The sequence below is a fragment of the Rickettsia tillamookensis genome (assembly GCF_016743795.2).
Classification (GTDB): domain Bacteria; phylum Pseudomonadota; class Alphaproteobacteria; order Rickettsiales; family Rickettsiaceae; genus Rickettsia; species Rickettsia tillamookensis.
Window position 1 is genome coordinate 267,700 of record NZ_CP060138.2, and the last position, 17,348, is coordinate 285,047.

Genomic DNA, 17,348 nt, shown 5'->3' on the forward strand with positions numbered 1-17,348 from the left:
TTTTCTTTTTTTTATTTTATTATGACTTTTTATTTGATATAGTGCGGCTTAAATGATTTTACAAGAGGTGAAAATGAAAAAACTACCGATTTTACTAAAACTTTTATTTATTATTAATTTAGTTTTCCTAAATAATATAGTTTTAGCATCTTCTGAAGCAAGCAGTGCTATATTTGAAAAAGCGAAGAAAGCAATCGTAACAATTGATACTAGAATTGCCGTATCGGCATATGATGATACAAGTAGTTGGACAGGAACGGGATTTATTAACGATAAGAATAACGGTTATATAATTACTAATACTCATGTTGTCGGCGGTGCGTCTATCGGAACTTATTTTGTTACTTTTTATAATGGCGAGCAGGCGGAAGCAAAACTTATCTATTACGATATTTGGCAAGATTATGCCGTTCTAAAAGTAGAGAGCAAAGATATACCGGCATCTGCTACACAAATAGCTTTCTCAAATGAACTTCCAAAGTTAAATCAAAAGGTTTTCGTAGTCGGTAACACGGAAGCAAAAGGCTTTTCTTTCCATACCGGTTATTTGTCCGATCTTTATAATATTGAAGGTTTAATGCCGCAATGTACTTATGTTATTAATTTAAATAGTACTGGCGGTGCTAGCGGTTCACCGGTACTAAACGATAAGATTGAGGCTATAGGAGTATTATACGGCGGCGGTAAAACTCATTCTCTAGCACTGCATGGTGATTATGTAGCTCGTACCTTAGAAAGTTTAAAGAATAATAAACAACCAAGCAGAAAGCATATAGGAATAATAAGCGAGTTATATTCTTTAAATAAAGCAGTTAGACATCATAATTTCCCTAAAGAAGAAATGGATAAATATATAAATAAATTTCCTGACAGTAGAAATAGGGTGATAAGCGTTAAGGCAGTTTTAGCCGGTTCGCCTGCTGAAAAATCTTTAAAAGCCGGTGATATTATTTGGGCAGTTAATGATAAGGAACTCGGCGGTAATCTAGCATTATTTGATAGAGAAATGGATAATTTTAAAGGAATAGCTGTTAAACTTACTATATTTCGTGACGGAAAAAAGCTAGAACAAGCAGTAGATTTATATGATGTAAACAATAATAAAATCGCTAAAATGATAAATTTCGGCGGTGCGGTATTTTTTGAAGCCGATGATTATTTTAGTAATAAATCAGGTGTCCCGCTTAAAGCTTTAAGTATAGCTTCCGTTCAATCCGGTAGTAGCTTTAGCTCTATACCGACATTCTTTACCAAAGATTATAAAAATGTTTATAGATTACAAATTTTTGAGATGAAAGATTTGACCTTAAGTAATCTTGAAGATTTGGTGAAATTCTTACCTGCTATTACTAAAGAGAAATTTATAACGGTTAGATTTAAAAATTATCAACCTTATTACGCTAATTTCGGTTATAACGAACTTATCTCCTCACATGATGATATGATTGCCGATGTAACCTTGGATTCTATAGATACCAAGCCTTATATATTAAAGTATAATACTGTTTCTCATGATTGGGATATGGAAAATATAAAACTTCAGTAACTAATCAATTGTGATAAATTAACAATTCTTAATCAATTAAGTAATATATAATTCAACTCGGCTTGTTGCGTTATTACCCTTAAATTTATAATCTTAATTTTAGGAGAATTGCAAATTAGCTCAATGTCATTCACCATGTTATGTAATTCACGCATAGGGCGTTGTTGCATAGATCGATGTCATTCCTAGCTAAAAGCGGGAATCCAAAAAAATAGTCTAAATAATAGTACATACTTGATAAAATAACCCTATAAAAAACAAGTTTTATAGGGTTTACTGGATTCCTGCTTTCGCAGGAATGACATAGTCGAACACCTAAGAAATACAGCTAATTAGCAATCCCTCATAAAATAATTAATAACTAATAAATTTAGGAGAATTAATGACAAAAAAAACTATCTCTTCAGCTTTAGATTTTAAAAAAGTAGAAGAAGTACAAAAACAAGACGCAGTGATTCAAGAAACAGCATTGATGCCAGAAGCAGAACTTTTAAAATTTTTTACAGAAAATTTTGAAGAATATGGTAATAATTCTGATATTCAGGAGTCACTAACATTACCATGCTCAGATGATAATATAAAAAGGGATATTTCTAAAAAAGAAGCTTCTTTAAAAGAATTGAAAGTATTAATAACTAAGAATAATCAAGATGAACTAAAAGCATTTCTATTTGATGAAAACAATCAGTATATCTTACATGATGCGGTTGAGAGTGATGATGCAGAATCGGTTGAAACGATATTAATACTTGCTCCACACTTAACTACTGTGACCTATAATGGTTCAACAGCCTTACATTCAGCAGCTAAATTGTGTAGCCAATGTATCATTGATGCCTTACTAAGAGTAGCACCTCAACTAGCAACTGTCCAAGATGCGGATGGTAAAAAGCCATTTGATAACACACCATATGATTTGCAGCATGAAATAAATACATATTTAAAATTATCAGGAGAAAATGAGCCATATTTTGAGGAACCTAAGGCTTAACTTTTCTTATAAATAGTTTTATAGGGAAATATGCCATATGTTGTCCCCACACTACGGGAATGATATCAACGACCCACAAGCCCATGATATTGTAAAGGCTTGAGTAGCAACTGATAAATTTAGGAGAATTAATGCCCAAAAAACAACAAATGTCTACTTTACCCACGGCAGATTTAGATGAATATAAAACTTTAGGTCTAGATTCGCCTGAGTCAGATATAGAGATGAAATCCGCATCAGTAAAGAGTGATATAGACGAGTTAGAAAAATTATTTAAAGATAAAACAAAAAACGGTATAGCAATTTTTAATAGTGCATTAAAGGTATGTATTGAAAATAATCCCAATGCCTTATTACATGAAGCAGCTGAGCATGGTAAAAAAGAGTTAGTGGTAGCAATCTTAAAAGTAAATCGAGACTCTATAAATTCTACGACTCCTCTAGGTTTAACGTTATTACATTCGGCAATTGCAGGGGTTAGTAATAAAGAAACTATTGAAATTCTATTACAGGCAGAGCCTACTTTAGTGACAAAAAAAGATGCTTCAGGTCTCACTCCATTAAATTATTCTACATATTATGGAAGTAGGGTAGAGATAGTAGAAATATTACAAACTTACACTCGAGATGTTAAAGATCGAATTCCTATAGAATCATCAAAATACAATATAACACCATGTAATAATTTAGAAGAAGATATACACGAATATTCAAAAAATGATATGTCTATAATCGGAAAAGTTAAGTGTAAAATAATGGAGCTTGTATAAAAAATTTGTAAATTATTGGACAAGCATCTTCCTTGTAAATTTAACATAGAATATTAGATTTGCAAGGAAGATGTAGAGAGTTCTTTAATAAAAAACGGTAAGTATCTAAAACTTACCTATAAAATATTTTAAGCTTAAAAATTATAACTCAGTGATAGGTATTTCGTTTCCTAACTCTTCAACTTGATAATACGCTGTTTTGTATGAATCATAGCCATAAACAGGTGTTATCTCTCCATCTTCTTTGGCTATATAATACTTTACTATGTGTAGCTTATGTTCCTCAATTCGTGCTAAATTACCTTGTTCTATTGCTTTGCTTATTAACTTTAATCTATTCAGACCAAAGTTTGTATTTAAATCACTTGCTTCTTCAATACAGTCTGATTCTGTTTCTTCTGATTCCTGCTTTATTTCGTCACTTTTAAAAAAACATGCTTTGAATTTTTTGATATATTTGCTAATAAGGTGTTTTATGCTACTAAGTCCCTTTATTGTATCTTCTTGAGAAACTGGTTTTGAGTGAGTGAAAAGTGATATGATACTCATATTAATACCTTAAAATTATTTTGAAGCGGCAATATATAAGTCTTATTTATAAATGTCAACATAAATTAATATATAATTACTATAAGTATTAACAAATGCTAATTATTATAATTTTCTTTCACAAAATCGAAATAAACTGTTATTAATATAAAAAATCAATCTTAATCTAAATATATGCGTTCTTTATTTGTAGTAATTATATTCTTTCTAATGAGTAGTTGTAATTTAAAACCGGTATATAGTGAAAAATACAGTAGAAATAATGATTTAGAAGCTATTAAAGTTGAATTGATTAGAACAATTGAAGGAGCTGAGTTTTATCATCGTTTAACTAGTATTTTACCTCAGAAAGCAAAAGCAAAATACCTGCTTAAAGCAGAGCTTATCGCAACAACTATGCCTGCTACTATTGAAAAAAACTCCAATATTTTAAGGGAATATATTAATCAATTAGTTAGGTATAAATTAATTGATATAGAAAGCCAAAAGGTTTTAATTGAAGAGAAGTTTTACCAAAACACGTCATATAATGCTATTTTTACACCATATGCAACAAATGTTGAAAGAGATGAAACAGGAATAGACTTGGCATATCAAGCAGCAGAAGAAATTCGTAGCAGATTAATTTTATATTTTACACGGAAATAGTTAAGCTATGAAATTTTATTTTTCACAAATAGGTAGATTATTTGAGCTAATAACAGCCGGAAAGATTAGAGCTCTTTTACTATACGGTCCTGATAAAGGCTATATAGAAAAAATTTGTAAGCATTTAGTAAAAAGCTTAAATATGCTACAAACTTCTATAGAATACTCAGATCTTAATATTTCATCTTTAGAAATATTACTTAATTCGTCTAATTTTTTTAGTCAAAAGGAATTAATTAAAGTTAGAGGTGTAGGTAATTCAATCGATAAGAATTTAAAAACAATTCTAAACAATGATTATATAAATTTTCCTGTATTTATAGGTGAGGAAATTACTTCAAGCGGAAGCTTTAAAAAGTTTTTTGAAACAGAAGAATATTTAGCGGCAGTTGCTTGTTATCATGACGATGAAGCAAAAATTGAACGAATTATTTTAGGTAAAGTAGAAAAAACTAATAAAATTATAAGTAAAGAGGCTATCACTTATTTAAAAACTCATTTAAAAGGTGATCATGATTTAATTTGTAGCGAAATAAATAAACTGATATATTTTGTTCATGATCGAAGAGAAATTACTTTAAACGATGTTCTAAAAGTTATAAGTAGCGAAATTACGGCAAACGGCAGTGATTTAGCAATATATTTTTCAAAAAAAGATTATAGTAATTTTCTTCAAGAGCTGGAAATATTAAAAAAACAAAATGTCAATGAAGTTTTAATTATTAGAGCATTAATAAGGCATTATTTAAATTTATATATAGTTTTGTCGAAAGTACAAAACGGTGAGAGTTTGGAACTCGCAATAAAATCATTATCCCCACCGATTTTCTATCAATATATTAATGATTTTACAAAGATAGCAAACCGCCTTAGCCTAACTGAATGTTTAGAGACTTTAAAACTGTTACAGCAAGCGGAGGTGGATTATAAGCTAAACCCTGCTAGCTTTGACTTGCTCCAAAGCGTACTCCGAAGTAAATGCAGGTAGACGAAGTTTAATTTGGAAAAGAGCAAGGATACTATAAGGCGAGGAGCGGAGCGTATACTTAATACGTGAGCACCGTAGCTCTTATAAGACGAGGTAGCCAATTTTTCAAATTAAACGAGTATACATTATGCCCAGACCTGATTTTTCTGACCCTGACAAACAAATTCACGAAATAATTAGAGTTAATCATGCTGGAGAGTATGGGGCAAAAAGAATTTATCAAGGGCAGCTAAAACATATCAAATCTCAGAATGATCATATATTAATTAAAGAAATGCTTGATCACGAAGAGGTTCATTTAAATTATTTTGAAAAAAAATTATTAGAAAAAGAAGTAAGACCCACGTTTTTATTATTTTTTTGGCATCATTACGGATTTTTACTGGGTGCTTTATCTTCCTTGATGGGAATAAAAACGGCGATGCTTGTTACCGAGAGTGTAGAAGAAGTAATAGAAAAACATTATGAACAGCAAATAAATTATTTAGAAAATAAAAATGTTGAGCCGGAATTATTAAATAATATTATTAAATTTCGACTTGATGAAATTGAACATAAAAATATTGCTATAATGAATGATAGTACTGAGGCAGTATTTGCAGAAATAACTAGTAAAATAGCGAAGATAATTTGTCGTATCTCTATAATTTTAAGTAAGAAAATTTAGAGTTAACAGCTTAATTAGTTGAAAAATCTAGAAATATTTTATTTCTAAGATATTAAGAAGATAATAAAAAAACATTAATAATATTATTAGAAACGGTGATGAAAAGAAAAACTTTTTTTGATTTTTTCTTTATTTTTTGCATTTGTATTTTTTAGAATTAATAAATCTTTATTTTTATCAAACATAGCTAATACTACTCGCAATTCCTTTATTTAATTTATGCCTAAACCTAATCTAGAATTAATAAATAAAGGTGCCAGGGGTTAAGCTCCGTTGCTGTAAGACAACAACCTCCATTATACTTCATGATTTTACTCACTTATAATAATAGACCCCTGGCATAACTTAATATTAAGTTTTGACAGATTGGTCTTGCAACAATGGAGCTTAAACATTATTAGCGGTCTATATATTAGTTGAATAATATAAAGAGTCAAGAGATTTTAGTTGTCATTAATAATAAATAATGTAATTCTAAGTTACGAGGTATATTTTCTATATAATCTGCTTCTAGAATTTGCTTTTACATCAATAATAATTTATATTTATTTATATACTAAGATAGAACTTGGAAAATTGACTATCTCGTCTTTGTAAGACCTTGGACGCTCACATATTACTATACGTTACTGCTCCTCGACTTACAGACTCTTTGCACTTTTCCAAGGTGATCTTCGTATATCTATTCGTAAGTATAATTAGAAAATGATAAAATAAAATATGAGTCCAAATTCACATTCTATTACTAAATCGCACTTATTCCATATAGTAGACCCAAGCCCTTGGCCCGTCCTAACATCTTTTGCTTTACTTCTTTTGGTTATAGGCGGCGTCTCGTTCATGCATGGCTACAAATTTAATATATATATTTTATCTGCAGGGGTTATTTCAGTAGGTTACTGTTTATATTCTTGGTGGAGAGATGTAGTGAAAGAAGGAATAGTCGAACATCAGCATACTAGTCCTGTTAGAAAAGGTTTACAAATAGGTATGGCGTTATTTATTTTAACGGAGATAGTATTTTTTGGTGTATTTTTTGCTTCTTTTTTTAAATCAAGTCTATCACCCGTAGGTCTTTTAGACGGTGTATGGGTTGTAAAGCAGGGAGTTTGGCCTCCACCTACAATTAAAACTTTTGATCCATTTGATATTCCTTTTATTAATACTTTAATACTACTCTTATCAGGCACTACCGTTACTTGGGCTCACTACGCCTTAGAAGAAAAAAATCAAAAAGATTGCGTAACTGCACTTGCTCTTACCATATTGCTTGGAATATTTTTTACAACTATGCAGGCATATGAATATTATCATGCGGCATTTAAATTTACAGATGGTATATATGCTTCTAATTTTTATTTAGCCACGGGTTTTCATGGAGCTCATGTAATTATAGGTACTATATTTCTAATAGTTTGCTACTTTAGAGCAAAAAGAGGAGATTTTACTACAGAAGGTAATGGACATTTAGGGTTTGAATTTGCTGCATGGTACTGGCATTTTGTGGATGTGGTTTGGTTATTTTTATTTACGTTTGTTTATATATTTGGAAGTTAAATTATACTATATGTGATTATAATGTTACTTAAAATAAGTGTTTTTAAAATATTTTTGCATATTAATTAAAATTGCATATATTTAGGAGTTGATTTATATATAAATAAATTATACATTATTTTTTAAATGCTAATTATTTTATTGAGGTAAAACATATGAACTTTCCTATTCGTAAATTAAACGAAGAATTAATCGATTATAATCTATCATTACGCATACTATTTACTATTCTAAGCGTGGCTATTATTATGGTAGCTTTTGATAGCTTAGGTAGTGGTAGTGTCGGCGATCCTGTAGGTGATGCATTGTGTAAGTTAATTAAAGTATTCAGAGGCAATACTGCAAAAGGTATAGCTGTTGTCGGTATAATTGTTCTAGGAATTCAAACATTAAGAGGAAAATTGCAGTGGGAAGTAGCTTTAGTAGTAGTTACTGCAATCATTATATTATTTAAAGCTCCAGATATTGTTAATATGGTATCAAGTGATACTAATAGCTCAAATTGTGGTGTTTCCTAATACGCGATAATAAAAATTATTATATCTTTAGTAATACCCATAAGTTTCGGCTTATGGGTATTTTTATTTTTAAGTGAATTGCCTGTGTGGATACCGAGTCGTCATTGTGAGGAGGCATTGTTGCGTGGACCGGTTTATCCGTCATTGCGAGGGAAAACTGTAAGTTTTGACGAAGCAATCTCAGGATATTTGACGAGATTGCCACGCTCCTTACAGTCGCTCGCAATGACGGCTCAGTGTCACCCCGTGGCTTGACTACGGGATGACAGAGGCGAAATTGATCCACGCAACATTCTTACTTAAATAAAAGTCCTAATCTATTACCTATAGCAATATCAATATATTTTGCTGTAACAGGGATCCCTTCAATATTCATTTCTAGATATATTGCTTGTTTTGCAGGGATTTTTGTTTGTAGTTTTCTAATTGATACATATTCATCTAAAGCTTGATTATTACTATCCATTACTCTAACTTTGATTATAGGATCAGAAATTAAATAATCAGACTGATTAGATAATTTATAAAATATCTTCATACCGCCTATATGATGAGATTTTCCTAAATTAATTTCTTCTATCTTTAATTGATCATATTTACCTAAAAATTTAAAACTATCTATTAGTAATATCACTAAACAAAAAATTATAAAGCTAGTCCATAATATTGGAAATATATTATATTTTTTCTTAGTAGGAATATACGGTAAAATAACCGGCACATTAGCATTATAATGATTTTTAATAGGAGTTTTAATAGTTTCTGTGTGTACTTTATCTTTAAAGTCATTTAATTTACTAGTATTATAGTCTAATTTTTGATACCACAAATGGCTACATTTGGAACATTTTACTCGTCGTCCGTTAATACCTATTTGATTGCTTGTAACAATAAATCTTGTTTGGCAATTTGGGCAAGTAATATACATAGTTAATTATAATTATTATGTTTGACTTCATGATAATCTCATTTATTATTTTTGGCAATAAAACAGTTAAAAGATATGTCCTCTCTTATTAAAGAAATTGAAGAAGCTTGGCAAATTAAGAACAAACTTCTTCAAGATTCTTCAAAGCTTATAACATTAAAAAAAACACTTAATGATATTATAGAAAGCTTAAATCAAGGTGTAATTCGTGTTTGTGAAAAGAAAGAAAATAGTTGGGAAGTTAATGAATGGGTAAAGAAAGCTATATTGCTATATTTTATCACTACGGAATCGCAACTTTATAATAACAATTATAATAGTTGGTATGACAAAGTTGCTCCTAAATTTTCTGCGGATACTGATAAAAATACATTCAAAGAAGCAGCTATACGTAAAGTTCCCGGAGCTGTTGTTAGAACCGGTACTTATATAGCTAAAAATGTTGTAATTATGCCTTCTTTCATTAATATAGGTGCTTATATAGATGAGGGAACAATGATTGATACATGGGCTACTATCGGCTCATGTGCTCAAATCGGTAAGAATTGCCATATTTCAGGTGGTACGGGAATAGGAGGGGTACTTGAACCGTTACAAGCAAAGCCCGTTATCATTGAAGATAATTGTTTTATCGGTGCAAGATCGGAAATAGCAGAAGGGGTAATAGTAGAGGAAGGAGCAGTAATTAGTATGGGAGTGTTTATCGGTAGCTCTACAAAAATAATATACAGAGATACAGGTGAAATTATTTACGGCAGAATTCCGGCTTATTCTGTTGTAGTTCCAGGAGTATTACCTGCTAAAGAAGCAGGTAAGCCTGGACTTTATTGCGTAGTTATCGTAAAACAAGTCGATAAAACTACTAGAGCTAAAGTAAGCATTAATGATTTACTGAGGTAAATCTTTAATATCGCCTAGTATCTTGTTTCTTTCTTGCTCTGAAGAAATATCCGGTTGTTGAGTTGCGTTATTATCTGAGATTCCTAAGAAAGTATTATATGCCGTAAGTACCGAGTTTTGTTGTTTTTGAGGATCATATACAACACCGGCTGCTTTAAAATATGATTCTGTAGCATCTGCTTCCTGTTGTTTTTGAAAGCGAAGTTCGTTTCCTTGGTTCATATATAAATCATATTTTTTTATAGGCTTTTCAGCCTTATCTATAAGACTGGTATAACATTCTAATATAGAGTCTAATTTATTATTCTTTCTATAAAATATGATAGCTGAATCTTCACGTCCTAAGTTAAATAGCATATCACCGATTTTATCGTACATTTCTTTAAGCTCTTCATTACATGTTAGGGCTGCATTATAATTAGCTAAAGCTCCATTATAATCTTCTTCTTCGCTCAATATATCGCCTATTTTAGAGTAGCAGTTAGCTATAGTTTTAATTACTTCCGGCTTGTCAGGATATTTACTTAACTACTTTATGGCTTCTTGGTAATATTGCACCGGTTTATTATTTTCAGGTGTTATATTTTTTATAGAAGATAGATAGTTATTTTGTACGAATAAATCACATGTTTCAATTAAGGAATTATAGCACTCATTGGACCTAGACCATGTTGTAGATAACATTTCTTCAAATAATGATAATTCTTTAATTTGTAGGTTTAATACATATCGGTAGGTTTGAATAACCAGCTTATTATCCGTGAATTTCTCAATAGAGTCTAAAATTTGAAATATTGCCTCTATAAGGTTATTATCTTGTCTGTTTGATATAATAGTTTGAAGTTCCGATAATTGTGTTAATCCTTCAAAATAAGTAAAGAGTTTTTTCTATAGCTGGATATTGTATTGAAGAACTTGGTAAATATGGTTTAACATACTCATCATAATTATTATTATCTGAAAATTTTACACAGTTAAGAGATTTAGATATATTAAAATCTCTGAAAATTGATTGGATAGTATTAATTATATATTCTACATTTATCTGTATTTGTATATATAAACTTTCTATAAGATTGTCTTGTTCCTTTAGAAATGAACTTAGCTTCTTTATCTCTAAATTTTGTACTCCTGCTCTCTCTTCTAGATCTTTTAGCTCTAGGGTGAGCTTTATTTCTTCATCTTGAGAAGTAGGTTTATAGAAAAATTTTATATCAGAGGATTCTAATATATCTTTGTTACTAGCAATGCTATTTTGTAACATTGATATAATGTTTTCATGATTATTTTCATTATGTTGGGTTATTACGCATGTAACATTTCCTTTTAATTTTTTGTATTCTTCTAAAGGGAAAAACTTTTTAAAGTCTTCTATGATCCTGTTAAAGATACTAGGAGATTTTACAGTCTCTTCTTTTGCTACTATGATAAATTTTAATTTATCGGTCATTTGAACTAGTTTTTTTATGAAAAATATATTGATTAACTCTTGAACTATATCTGGTACCCCGTTAGAGCATTCCCAAAATACTTTTTCTGCAATTTCAAATTTTTGTGGGTGATATACGGCCGGTTCATATTTATGCTTAATTTCTGGTGTGTCAAAATCAAATAATTTATTAAATGTAAATTCTTCACCGTTCTCGATAATCTCGAGGTTGTTTTCAATAGCATTTAAAAATGTGCTTTTTCCGCTATAAGGCAACCCTATTATTACTGTAGCTTCCGGTGTTTTCCCTGCTTGTATTAGTGAATAATTAACTTCAGTCAATGCAGTTAGAATATTTTCTTTTAAAGAATCAAGAGCAGTTTCTTCTTCTGTTAAAGATTTAATATCAACTTCTGTGGGAATTTTAAACATAATACTATAATTCATTAATTTATCCGGTATTGCTAACTAAATATAGATATCGTCATTGCGAGGAAAATTACTTAGTAATTCGACAAAGCAATCCAGTAAAAAATTTTGTAAATCAGAATTTTTTTATTATTTTTTACTAGATTGCCACGTCGCTTCGCTCCTCGCAATGATGATATCTATATTTGGTTAGCAGTGCCATTTATTCTTTAATATAAATTTTTATATTGTCGTTTTCGCCGCTATCACTGATAGCTCTAATAATAAATTCACCGATTTTTGCTTTCCATATTACAGGTTCGTTTGATTTTGCGGTTGCTATTAATTCATTATCTACAAACCAAAAAACGTTATTGGTTTTATTATCGCTAATCGCACTAAAAGTAATATTACCACTATCTTTAATTGAATGTATGGAATTTCTTAACGGGTATATAATTTTAGGTTTCTGATGATGCCAATTTATCAACCTATTGCAATGGTTTGTGGGTATCGGTTTCGGTAATATATGTATTCCTGCTTTTTGGTAAACCGAAAGCATATCCGTCGGCCATAAATTTACTGTTTTATATTCTGTTTGTCCTTTAATAAAGTTGCAAGCAGGCATACCAGTTTTTAAATCTATCAACATTTTTCTATAAATACCGGATTGTTTTATCGGCGATTTGCCTTTAATAAATAAGGTTTCTGCTTTAACCGGACACATATCGTTATCAATATCTCCCGTATCTGCACAAACTTTTACTTTAGTAATATTTAGTTCATTAATTTTTGAAAAGATTAAATCCTCATCTTTATTTGGCTGGGCTATTGATTCTATAACATTAAAGAATAAAGGGGCAGCAGAAATATTACCTGTAAATGTTCCGTGAGTTTGACCTTTGAAATCTCCAACCCAAACGGCAAGTACGTATTTTCCGAATATGCCTACGCTAAGTGCGTCTCTAAATGAGCTAGAAGTACCTGTTTTCCAATAAATCGGTAAGTTATGCTTTGTATTGTTATAGGTAATAGGACGAGTCGTATCTTTTATAATATCAAGAGTTAGGTAGCTTGCTTCTGGGGATAATAGTACAGCATCCGTGTCACCCCGTGGCTTGTCCACGGGATCCAGTCTTTTTAAATTTTTTCTAGATCCCGTGGACAAGCCACGGGATGACATCAAGTTTTTCCTAAGCGGTTTATAGGTACCGAAATTAGCAAGCATAGCATAAAGAGTAGTTAACTCTTCAAGAGTAATTTCTGCTGTGCCGAGTACTATAGATAGGCCGTAATTTTCAGGTTTTCGTAATCCGCTAATTTTTGCTTGTTGTAAGAACTCATAAAAATTCGGTTTTTTTAACTTAGAGGCCAGAAATATTACAGGTACGTTACGGCTCTTTATTAACGATTCTCTAGCACTTAATCCTCCTGTAAATCTGCTATCAAAATTTTCCGGTTTATAATGATCATAGTAAGTAGGTGTATCCTTTAGTAAAGTTAACGGATGTATTAGCGATTGATCAAAACTAAGTGCATAGACAAACGGTTTTAAAGCTGAGCCTGGAGATCTTCGACTTTTGGTGCCGTTAATCTGTCCGCAAATATCGTTATTAAAAAAATCACCTGAACCAACGCTTGCAAGCACTTCCATAGTAGTAAAATCAATAAGAATTATGGAAGCATTATTAATGCCGTATTTTTTCAGGTTATTAATATATAGCCGGACTTGCTTTTCTATAGTAGTTTGTAGATTCTTATCAATGGTCGTATATATAATAGGGCTATCATTATTTGCTAGTATATCTAAAGTGAAATGCGGTGCAATAAAAGGAAGATTTTTATTTTGATTAAATTTAATCGGCAAACTAATTAACTTATTATAAATAATATCTTGTGGGTGAGTCGTTAGCCACTCAGTAAATAGATATTTACGCGCTTTAAAAATATTAATATCATTCCCGCCTCTTTTAAGAGGATTTTGTGGGATTACTGCAAGGCTTAGAATATCGATCAAATTTAAATCTTTTAGGTCACGATTGAAGTAAATATAACTGCCGGCTGCTATCCCTTCAATATTACTACCGTAAGGCACTAGGTTTAGATAAGCTTCTAGGATTTCATTTTTTGAATAATGTAGCTCTACATGAATAGCTTTAATGCTTTGATGGATTTTACCAAGAATAGTAGAAGAGCTTATTCCGTATCTTAAACGTGCTACTTGCATTGTTATAGTAGAGCCGCCTATTTTACGATTATTCTGTAAATAAGTAGAATAAAAAGCTTTAGCTAAAGAAACTGGGTTAACTCCAAAATGCTTATAAAAATGCCTATCTTCATATAATAACACCGCTTCTATAAAACTTGCCGGTATTTCACTTATAGGAGTGAATATTCTATATTTATCGTCTTTAGAAAGCGAAATACGCATTAATTCGCCGTTTCGGTCAAATACTCTTTGTGAGAAACTTATGTTTTTAAGCAGTGGAGCAGGAGGAATAGCGAAATATAATATTATAATGCCGCTGATTGTAATAAAAAGTAATTTGGTTTTGAGAGACAATTTATGTACCTTATAGTTTAATGTCATTGTTGCATAGATGTTGTTGCGTGGATACCCAAACCGTCATTGCGAGCAGCCGTAGACTGTGCGGCAATCTCATGAAATAATAACAAACTCCTGAGATTGCTTCGTCGAATTACTGCGTAATTCTTCTCGCAATGACGTTGAGATCGCACTCAACAATCATTATAAAGCATTTTAAAAATAATGAAAATTTTAATAATATAGCTTGCATGTATAGAAGTAATATCATATAATGCACCACAAGGCATTAATAAATTAACTAATCGTTAACAAAAATTAAACATTACGATTGTTATAAATATTAAATTATCATATAAAATCTACGCTACTATCCTACTTATAACTCATCAATATAAATTTCTTGACATAATATTTTTTTCGTGTATAATTACCTTTAATAACAAATTAAACATTAATATTTTAAGTAATAATTAATATTTATTAAAGGGGAATTAGATATTATGACAAAAAATATAAATTCTAAACTTACAAAATTATTCTTACTTAGCTGTGCTAACGCGGCAATCATGACTGCTATGGCCGGAGAAGCAAGAGCAGATATAGAGATCTATGATATATTAAATCATACTCCTGAGTATGAAGCATTAGTCCCTGCACAAAAGCTTAATATTATAAGAGGGATTCAAGCTCGTGAAGATTTTGGCGATCTTTTTGATGATCTTATGCCGCAGGAAAGAAGATTATTCAATAACGAAATAATAGAAGTCAATAAACTTCAAGCAGCTGCTCCTGTACTTAACGGTGCTAGAGAAAGAAGAGAAGCACGTGTAGCCGGTATTGAAGTTGTTGATTTAATAGGTAATACGGCAGTAGAAACAGGACGTAACGAGCAAGAGATGGCTCTAGAAAATAGGCTTCAAGTACTGGAAATCCTTGCTAAAGCTGAAGGGGCAAATGCCGTAAGCGTTAACGATAAAATTAAAAAGGCTATACATTTTAATAACATAGAAAATTTAAATACACCTTTGGAGCAGTTAAAATATATAGCTATGGCGGGCGGTGTAGATTCTAATGATAATTTAAAAGTTGTAAATAATTATGTTGAAACCCCTTTAACAAAAGAAACTTTTGAATATGTATTTTTTGGAGGTAATATTACTGACCCTACTGTAAGAGGTAAGGATACTTATGTTGATTATTATAAACCGGGGCAAAGTGATTTATTAAAAAAGTTTAAAAGCGTAGCGACTCCGGAAACAAAGCGTAAATTATTAAATCAATTTGAAAATTATGTTACTCAAAACTTAGTTGAACTTGAAGCTAACAAATCTAATATTACTACAAGACAGGCTATAATAAAGCTAGCCGATCCTGCAAGATTAGTTACTTATTTAGAGAAAATGGCTGAATTAAAGACGTCATATATCGATAACGGTAAAAATAAGGTGGTTAATGAAGAGGGGAAGTTACTTGATGAAGCCGGTTTAAAGAATTATAACAAGATTTTAAAAGATGCCGGTTTAATAACTAAAGATTTAGACGGCAAGAAAATGCAAGCATTGATAGATAATTTCGATGCTTTCACGATGAGTGATCTTGCACTTATTTTAAACAAGACTGTAGGTGAAATAAAAATAGATAATGAGCGTTTAGTAGGGCTTAATAATACAATGCCGCCGTTTCGGGGAGCAGGTGGTAGACCAGTTAGAAATTTAAATAATTTGGATGCGATAGCTGATCTTAGCCCAGAATTAAAATTAGCGGGTCATGATCTAAAAGCGAAAGAAGATGCGGTTGTAGTAGCAAGAGGAGCTGCACCGGTTATAGGTGGAGCAGCGGCAGTTGAAGAAGCTCTTGTAGCCCCGAATACTTTAGACGGCATATTTCATAATGAGATGTATTTAGTTAAAAATACAAAAAATCCTGAAAAATTAGAAGTAAGAACATTAGGTGCAGAAAAAGATTTAGGAATTACAATAAGAACACTTTTAACTTTAGAAGAAAGAAAAAGCCCGCGTGAGTCTTTAGCATTATTTTCAGAAGCAAATCCTGATAAAGCACAATTAATAATAAAAGCTAAGAATATTTGGAATAGACTAAAAAATGATGATTTAATAAAGCAAACTTCAAGGCAAGCTTTAACTTTAAATAATAAAATAGCAAATGGTACATTTTTTGAAGAGCTGTTCAACGAAGAAGAACATAACGCAATAGATCGTTTAAATTATACTTTTGGTAAATTACCGCTGGACCTACAAAATCATATTACGGCAAAAAGTAATGAAATAAAAATAAAAGATGAACTACAAGGTAAGAAAACAATTATATCAAGAATAGATTATATTGCTAAAAATGAAAATGTTTTAGGAGCAAATTCTTTAAATAATGAAATAGAGAGAATTGTTGATAATTTTAATAGTTTAAAATTATCCGAGGTACTAGATATTGCTCTTAATAAAGAAAATGTACGCGATAATATAGCCCTTACTCCTAAAGCAAACGAAGTAAATATTCAAGTAAATAATTGGATTAATAACAATATTGTTAATTTAACAGTGGAAAGTAATATAGATAGCGGCGATTTAACATTTTTACAAAATAAAGCTGCCCCGGCAACATTATCAAAAATTTATGAAATAGGAGTTGATACTAAAGCAAAATTACTAAAAAAAGTTTTAGCCGATAATGCAGCTGACTTATCTAAAGCTTCTAAAAACATTACAGAGAAAAATATAACAGAGGAAGTAGCAAAAAATTTCAATGCAAAAATGAAAGCTTTAACACCTAATACTAAAGATTTCTCAAAAGAGGAAATTGTAAAATTTCTTAATGTAATAAGTGATACGAAAATAGAAGCGGTATTAAAAGCAGTAAAAGCAGCGAAAGCTGCTAATAACCCTG

General features: G+C 30.8%; 14 protein-coding genes and 2 pseudogenes. 10 read left to right on the forward strand and 6 right to left on the reverse strand.

Going from position 1 to position 17,348, the window contains the following annotated elements:
- Positions 1-52: 52 nt before the first annotated feature.
- The 3 genes from H6P87_RS01250 (at position 53) to H6P87_RS01260 (ending at position 3,307) form a co-directional block, all read left to right on the forward strand.
- Complete coding sequence (locus tag H6P87_RS01250; protein WP_202069712.1) at positions 53-1,546, forward strand: S1C family serine protease; 1,494 nt, start codon at positions 53-55, stop codon at positions 1,544-1,546.
- A gap of 382 nt (positions 1,547-1,928) precedes the next feature.
- On the forward strand, positions 1,929-2,537 hold the full coding sequence (locus H6P87_RS01255; protein ID WP_202070178.1) for a hypothetical protein: 609 nt from the start codon (positions 1,929-1,931) through the stop codon (positions 2,535-2,537).
- Between the two features lie 131 nt (positions 2,538-2,668).
- Positions 2,669-3,307 (forward strand): ankyrin repeat domain-containing protein, encoded by a 639-nt coding sequence (locus H6P87_RS01260; protein WP_202069713.1) that lies wholly within the window; start codon positions 2,669-2,671, stop codon positions 3,305-3,307.
- Between the two features lie 141 nt (positions 3,308-3,448).
- Here the strand turns inward: H6P87_RS01260 and H6P87_RS01265 are convergent, their stop codons facing one another.
- Entirely contained in the window at positions 3,449-3,856 is a 408-nt protein-coding gene (locus H6P87_RS01265; RefSeq protein WP_202069714.1) for a hypothetical protein, read from the reverse strand.
- Positions 3,857-4,030: 174 nt separating this feature from the next.
- Here H6P87_RS01265 and H6P87_RS01270 point away from each other — a divergent pair, with 174 nt between their 5' ends.
- The 5 genes from H6P87_RS01270 (at position 4,031) to H6P87_RS01290 (ending at position 8,234) form a co-directional block, all read left to right on the forward strand.
- A complete protein-coding gene (locus H6P87_RS01270) occupies positions 4,031-4,504 on the forward strand; it encodes a hypothetical protein (protein WP_202069715.1) in 474 nt (157 codons plus the stop codon).
- A gap of 7 nt (positions 4,505-4,511) precedes the next feature.
- Positions 4,512-5,492, forward strand: coding sequence for a DNA polymerase III subunit delta (gene holA / locus H6P87_RS01275; RefSeq protein ID WP_202069716.1), 981 nt, complete (start codon positions 4,512-4,514; stop codon positions 5,490-5,492).
- Positions 5,493-5,619: 127 nt separating this feature from the next.
- On the forward strand, positions 5,620-6,159 hold the full coding sequence (locus tag H6P87_RS01280; RefSeq protein WP_202069717.1) for a demethoxyubiquinone hydroxylase family protein: 540 nt from the start codon (positions 5,620-5,622) through the stop codon (positions 6,157-6,159).
- A 720-nt stretch (positions 6,160-6,879) separates the two neighbouring features.
- On the forward strand, positions 6,880-7,716 hold the full coding sequence (locus H6P87_RS01285) for a cytochrome c oxidase subunit 3 (protein WP_202069718.1): 837 nt from the start codon (positions 6,880-6,882) through the stop codon (positions 7,714-7,716).
- A 155-nt stretch (positions 7,717-7,871) separates the two neighbouring features.
- Entirely contained in the window at positions 7,872-8,234 is a 363-nt protein-coding gene (locus tag H6P87_RS01290; RefSeq protein WP_202069719.1) for a TrbC/VirB2 family type IV secretion system protein, read from the forward strand.
- A gap of 295 nt (positions 8,235-8,529) precedes the next feature.
- On the opposite strand, the gene H6P87_RS01295 is transcribed toward H6P87_RS01290, so the two are convergent.
- Positions 8,530-9,162, reverse strand: coding sequence for an MJ0042-type zinc finger domain-containing protein (locus H6P87_RS01295; RefSeq protein ID WP_202069720.1), 633 nt, complete (start codon positions 9,160-9,162; stop codon positions 8,530-8,532).
- Between the two features lie 75 nt (positions 9,163-9,237).
- Between H6P87_RS01295 and dapD the strand changes: the two genes are divergently transcribed.
- Positions 9,238-10,062: a 2,3,4,5-tetrahydropyridine-2,6-dicarboxylate N-succinyltransferase gene (gene dapD, locus H6P87_RS01300; protein WP_202069721.1), complete on the forward strand. Its 825-nt coding sequence runs from the start codon at positions 9,238-9,240 to the stop codon at positions 10,060-10,062.
- Here the strand turns inward: dapD and H6P87_RS01305 are convergent.
- The 4 genes and pseudogenes from H6P87_RS01305 to pbpC all read right to left on the reverse strand — a co-directional run bounded on the left by H6P87_RS01305 (position 10,051) and on the right by pbpC (position 14,462).
- Positions 10,051-10,518 (reverse strand): hypothetical protein, encoded by a 468-nt coding sequence (locus H6P87_RS01305; protein ID WP_202069722.1) that lies wholly within the window; start codon positions 10,516-10,518, stop codon positions 10,051-10,053. The genes dapD and H6P87_RS01305 overlap by 12 nt on opposite strands.
- 72 nt (positions 10,519-10,590) lie before the next feature.
- Positions 10,591-10,746, reverse strand: coding sequence for a hypothetical protein (locus tag H6P87_RS01310; protein WP_202069723.1), 156 nt, complete (start codon positions 10,744-10,746; stop codon positions 10,591-10,593).
- Positions 10,747-11,286: 540 nt separating this feature from the next.
- A pseudogene (locus H6P87_RS07230) lies at positions 11,287-11,512 on the reverse strand (hypothetical protein).
- Positions 11,513-12,122: 610 nt separating this feature from the next.
- Entirely contained in the window at positions 12,123-14,462 is a 2,340-nt protein-coding gene (gene pbpC / locus H6P87_RS01320; protein ID WP_202070053.1) for a penicillin-binding protein 1C, read from the reverse strand.
- A 560-nt stretch (positions 14,463-15,022) separates the two neighbouring features.
- Between pbpC and H6P87_RS07235 the strand changes: the two are divergent.
- Positions 15,023-15,445, forward strand: a pseudogene (locus H6P87_RS07235) (cell surface protein); the annotation flags it as partial.
- Between the last annotated feature and the right edge of the window lie 1,903 nt (positions 15,446-17,348).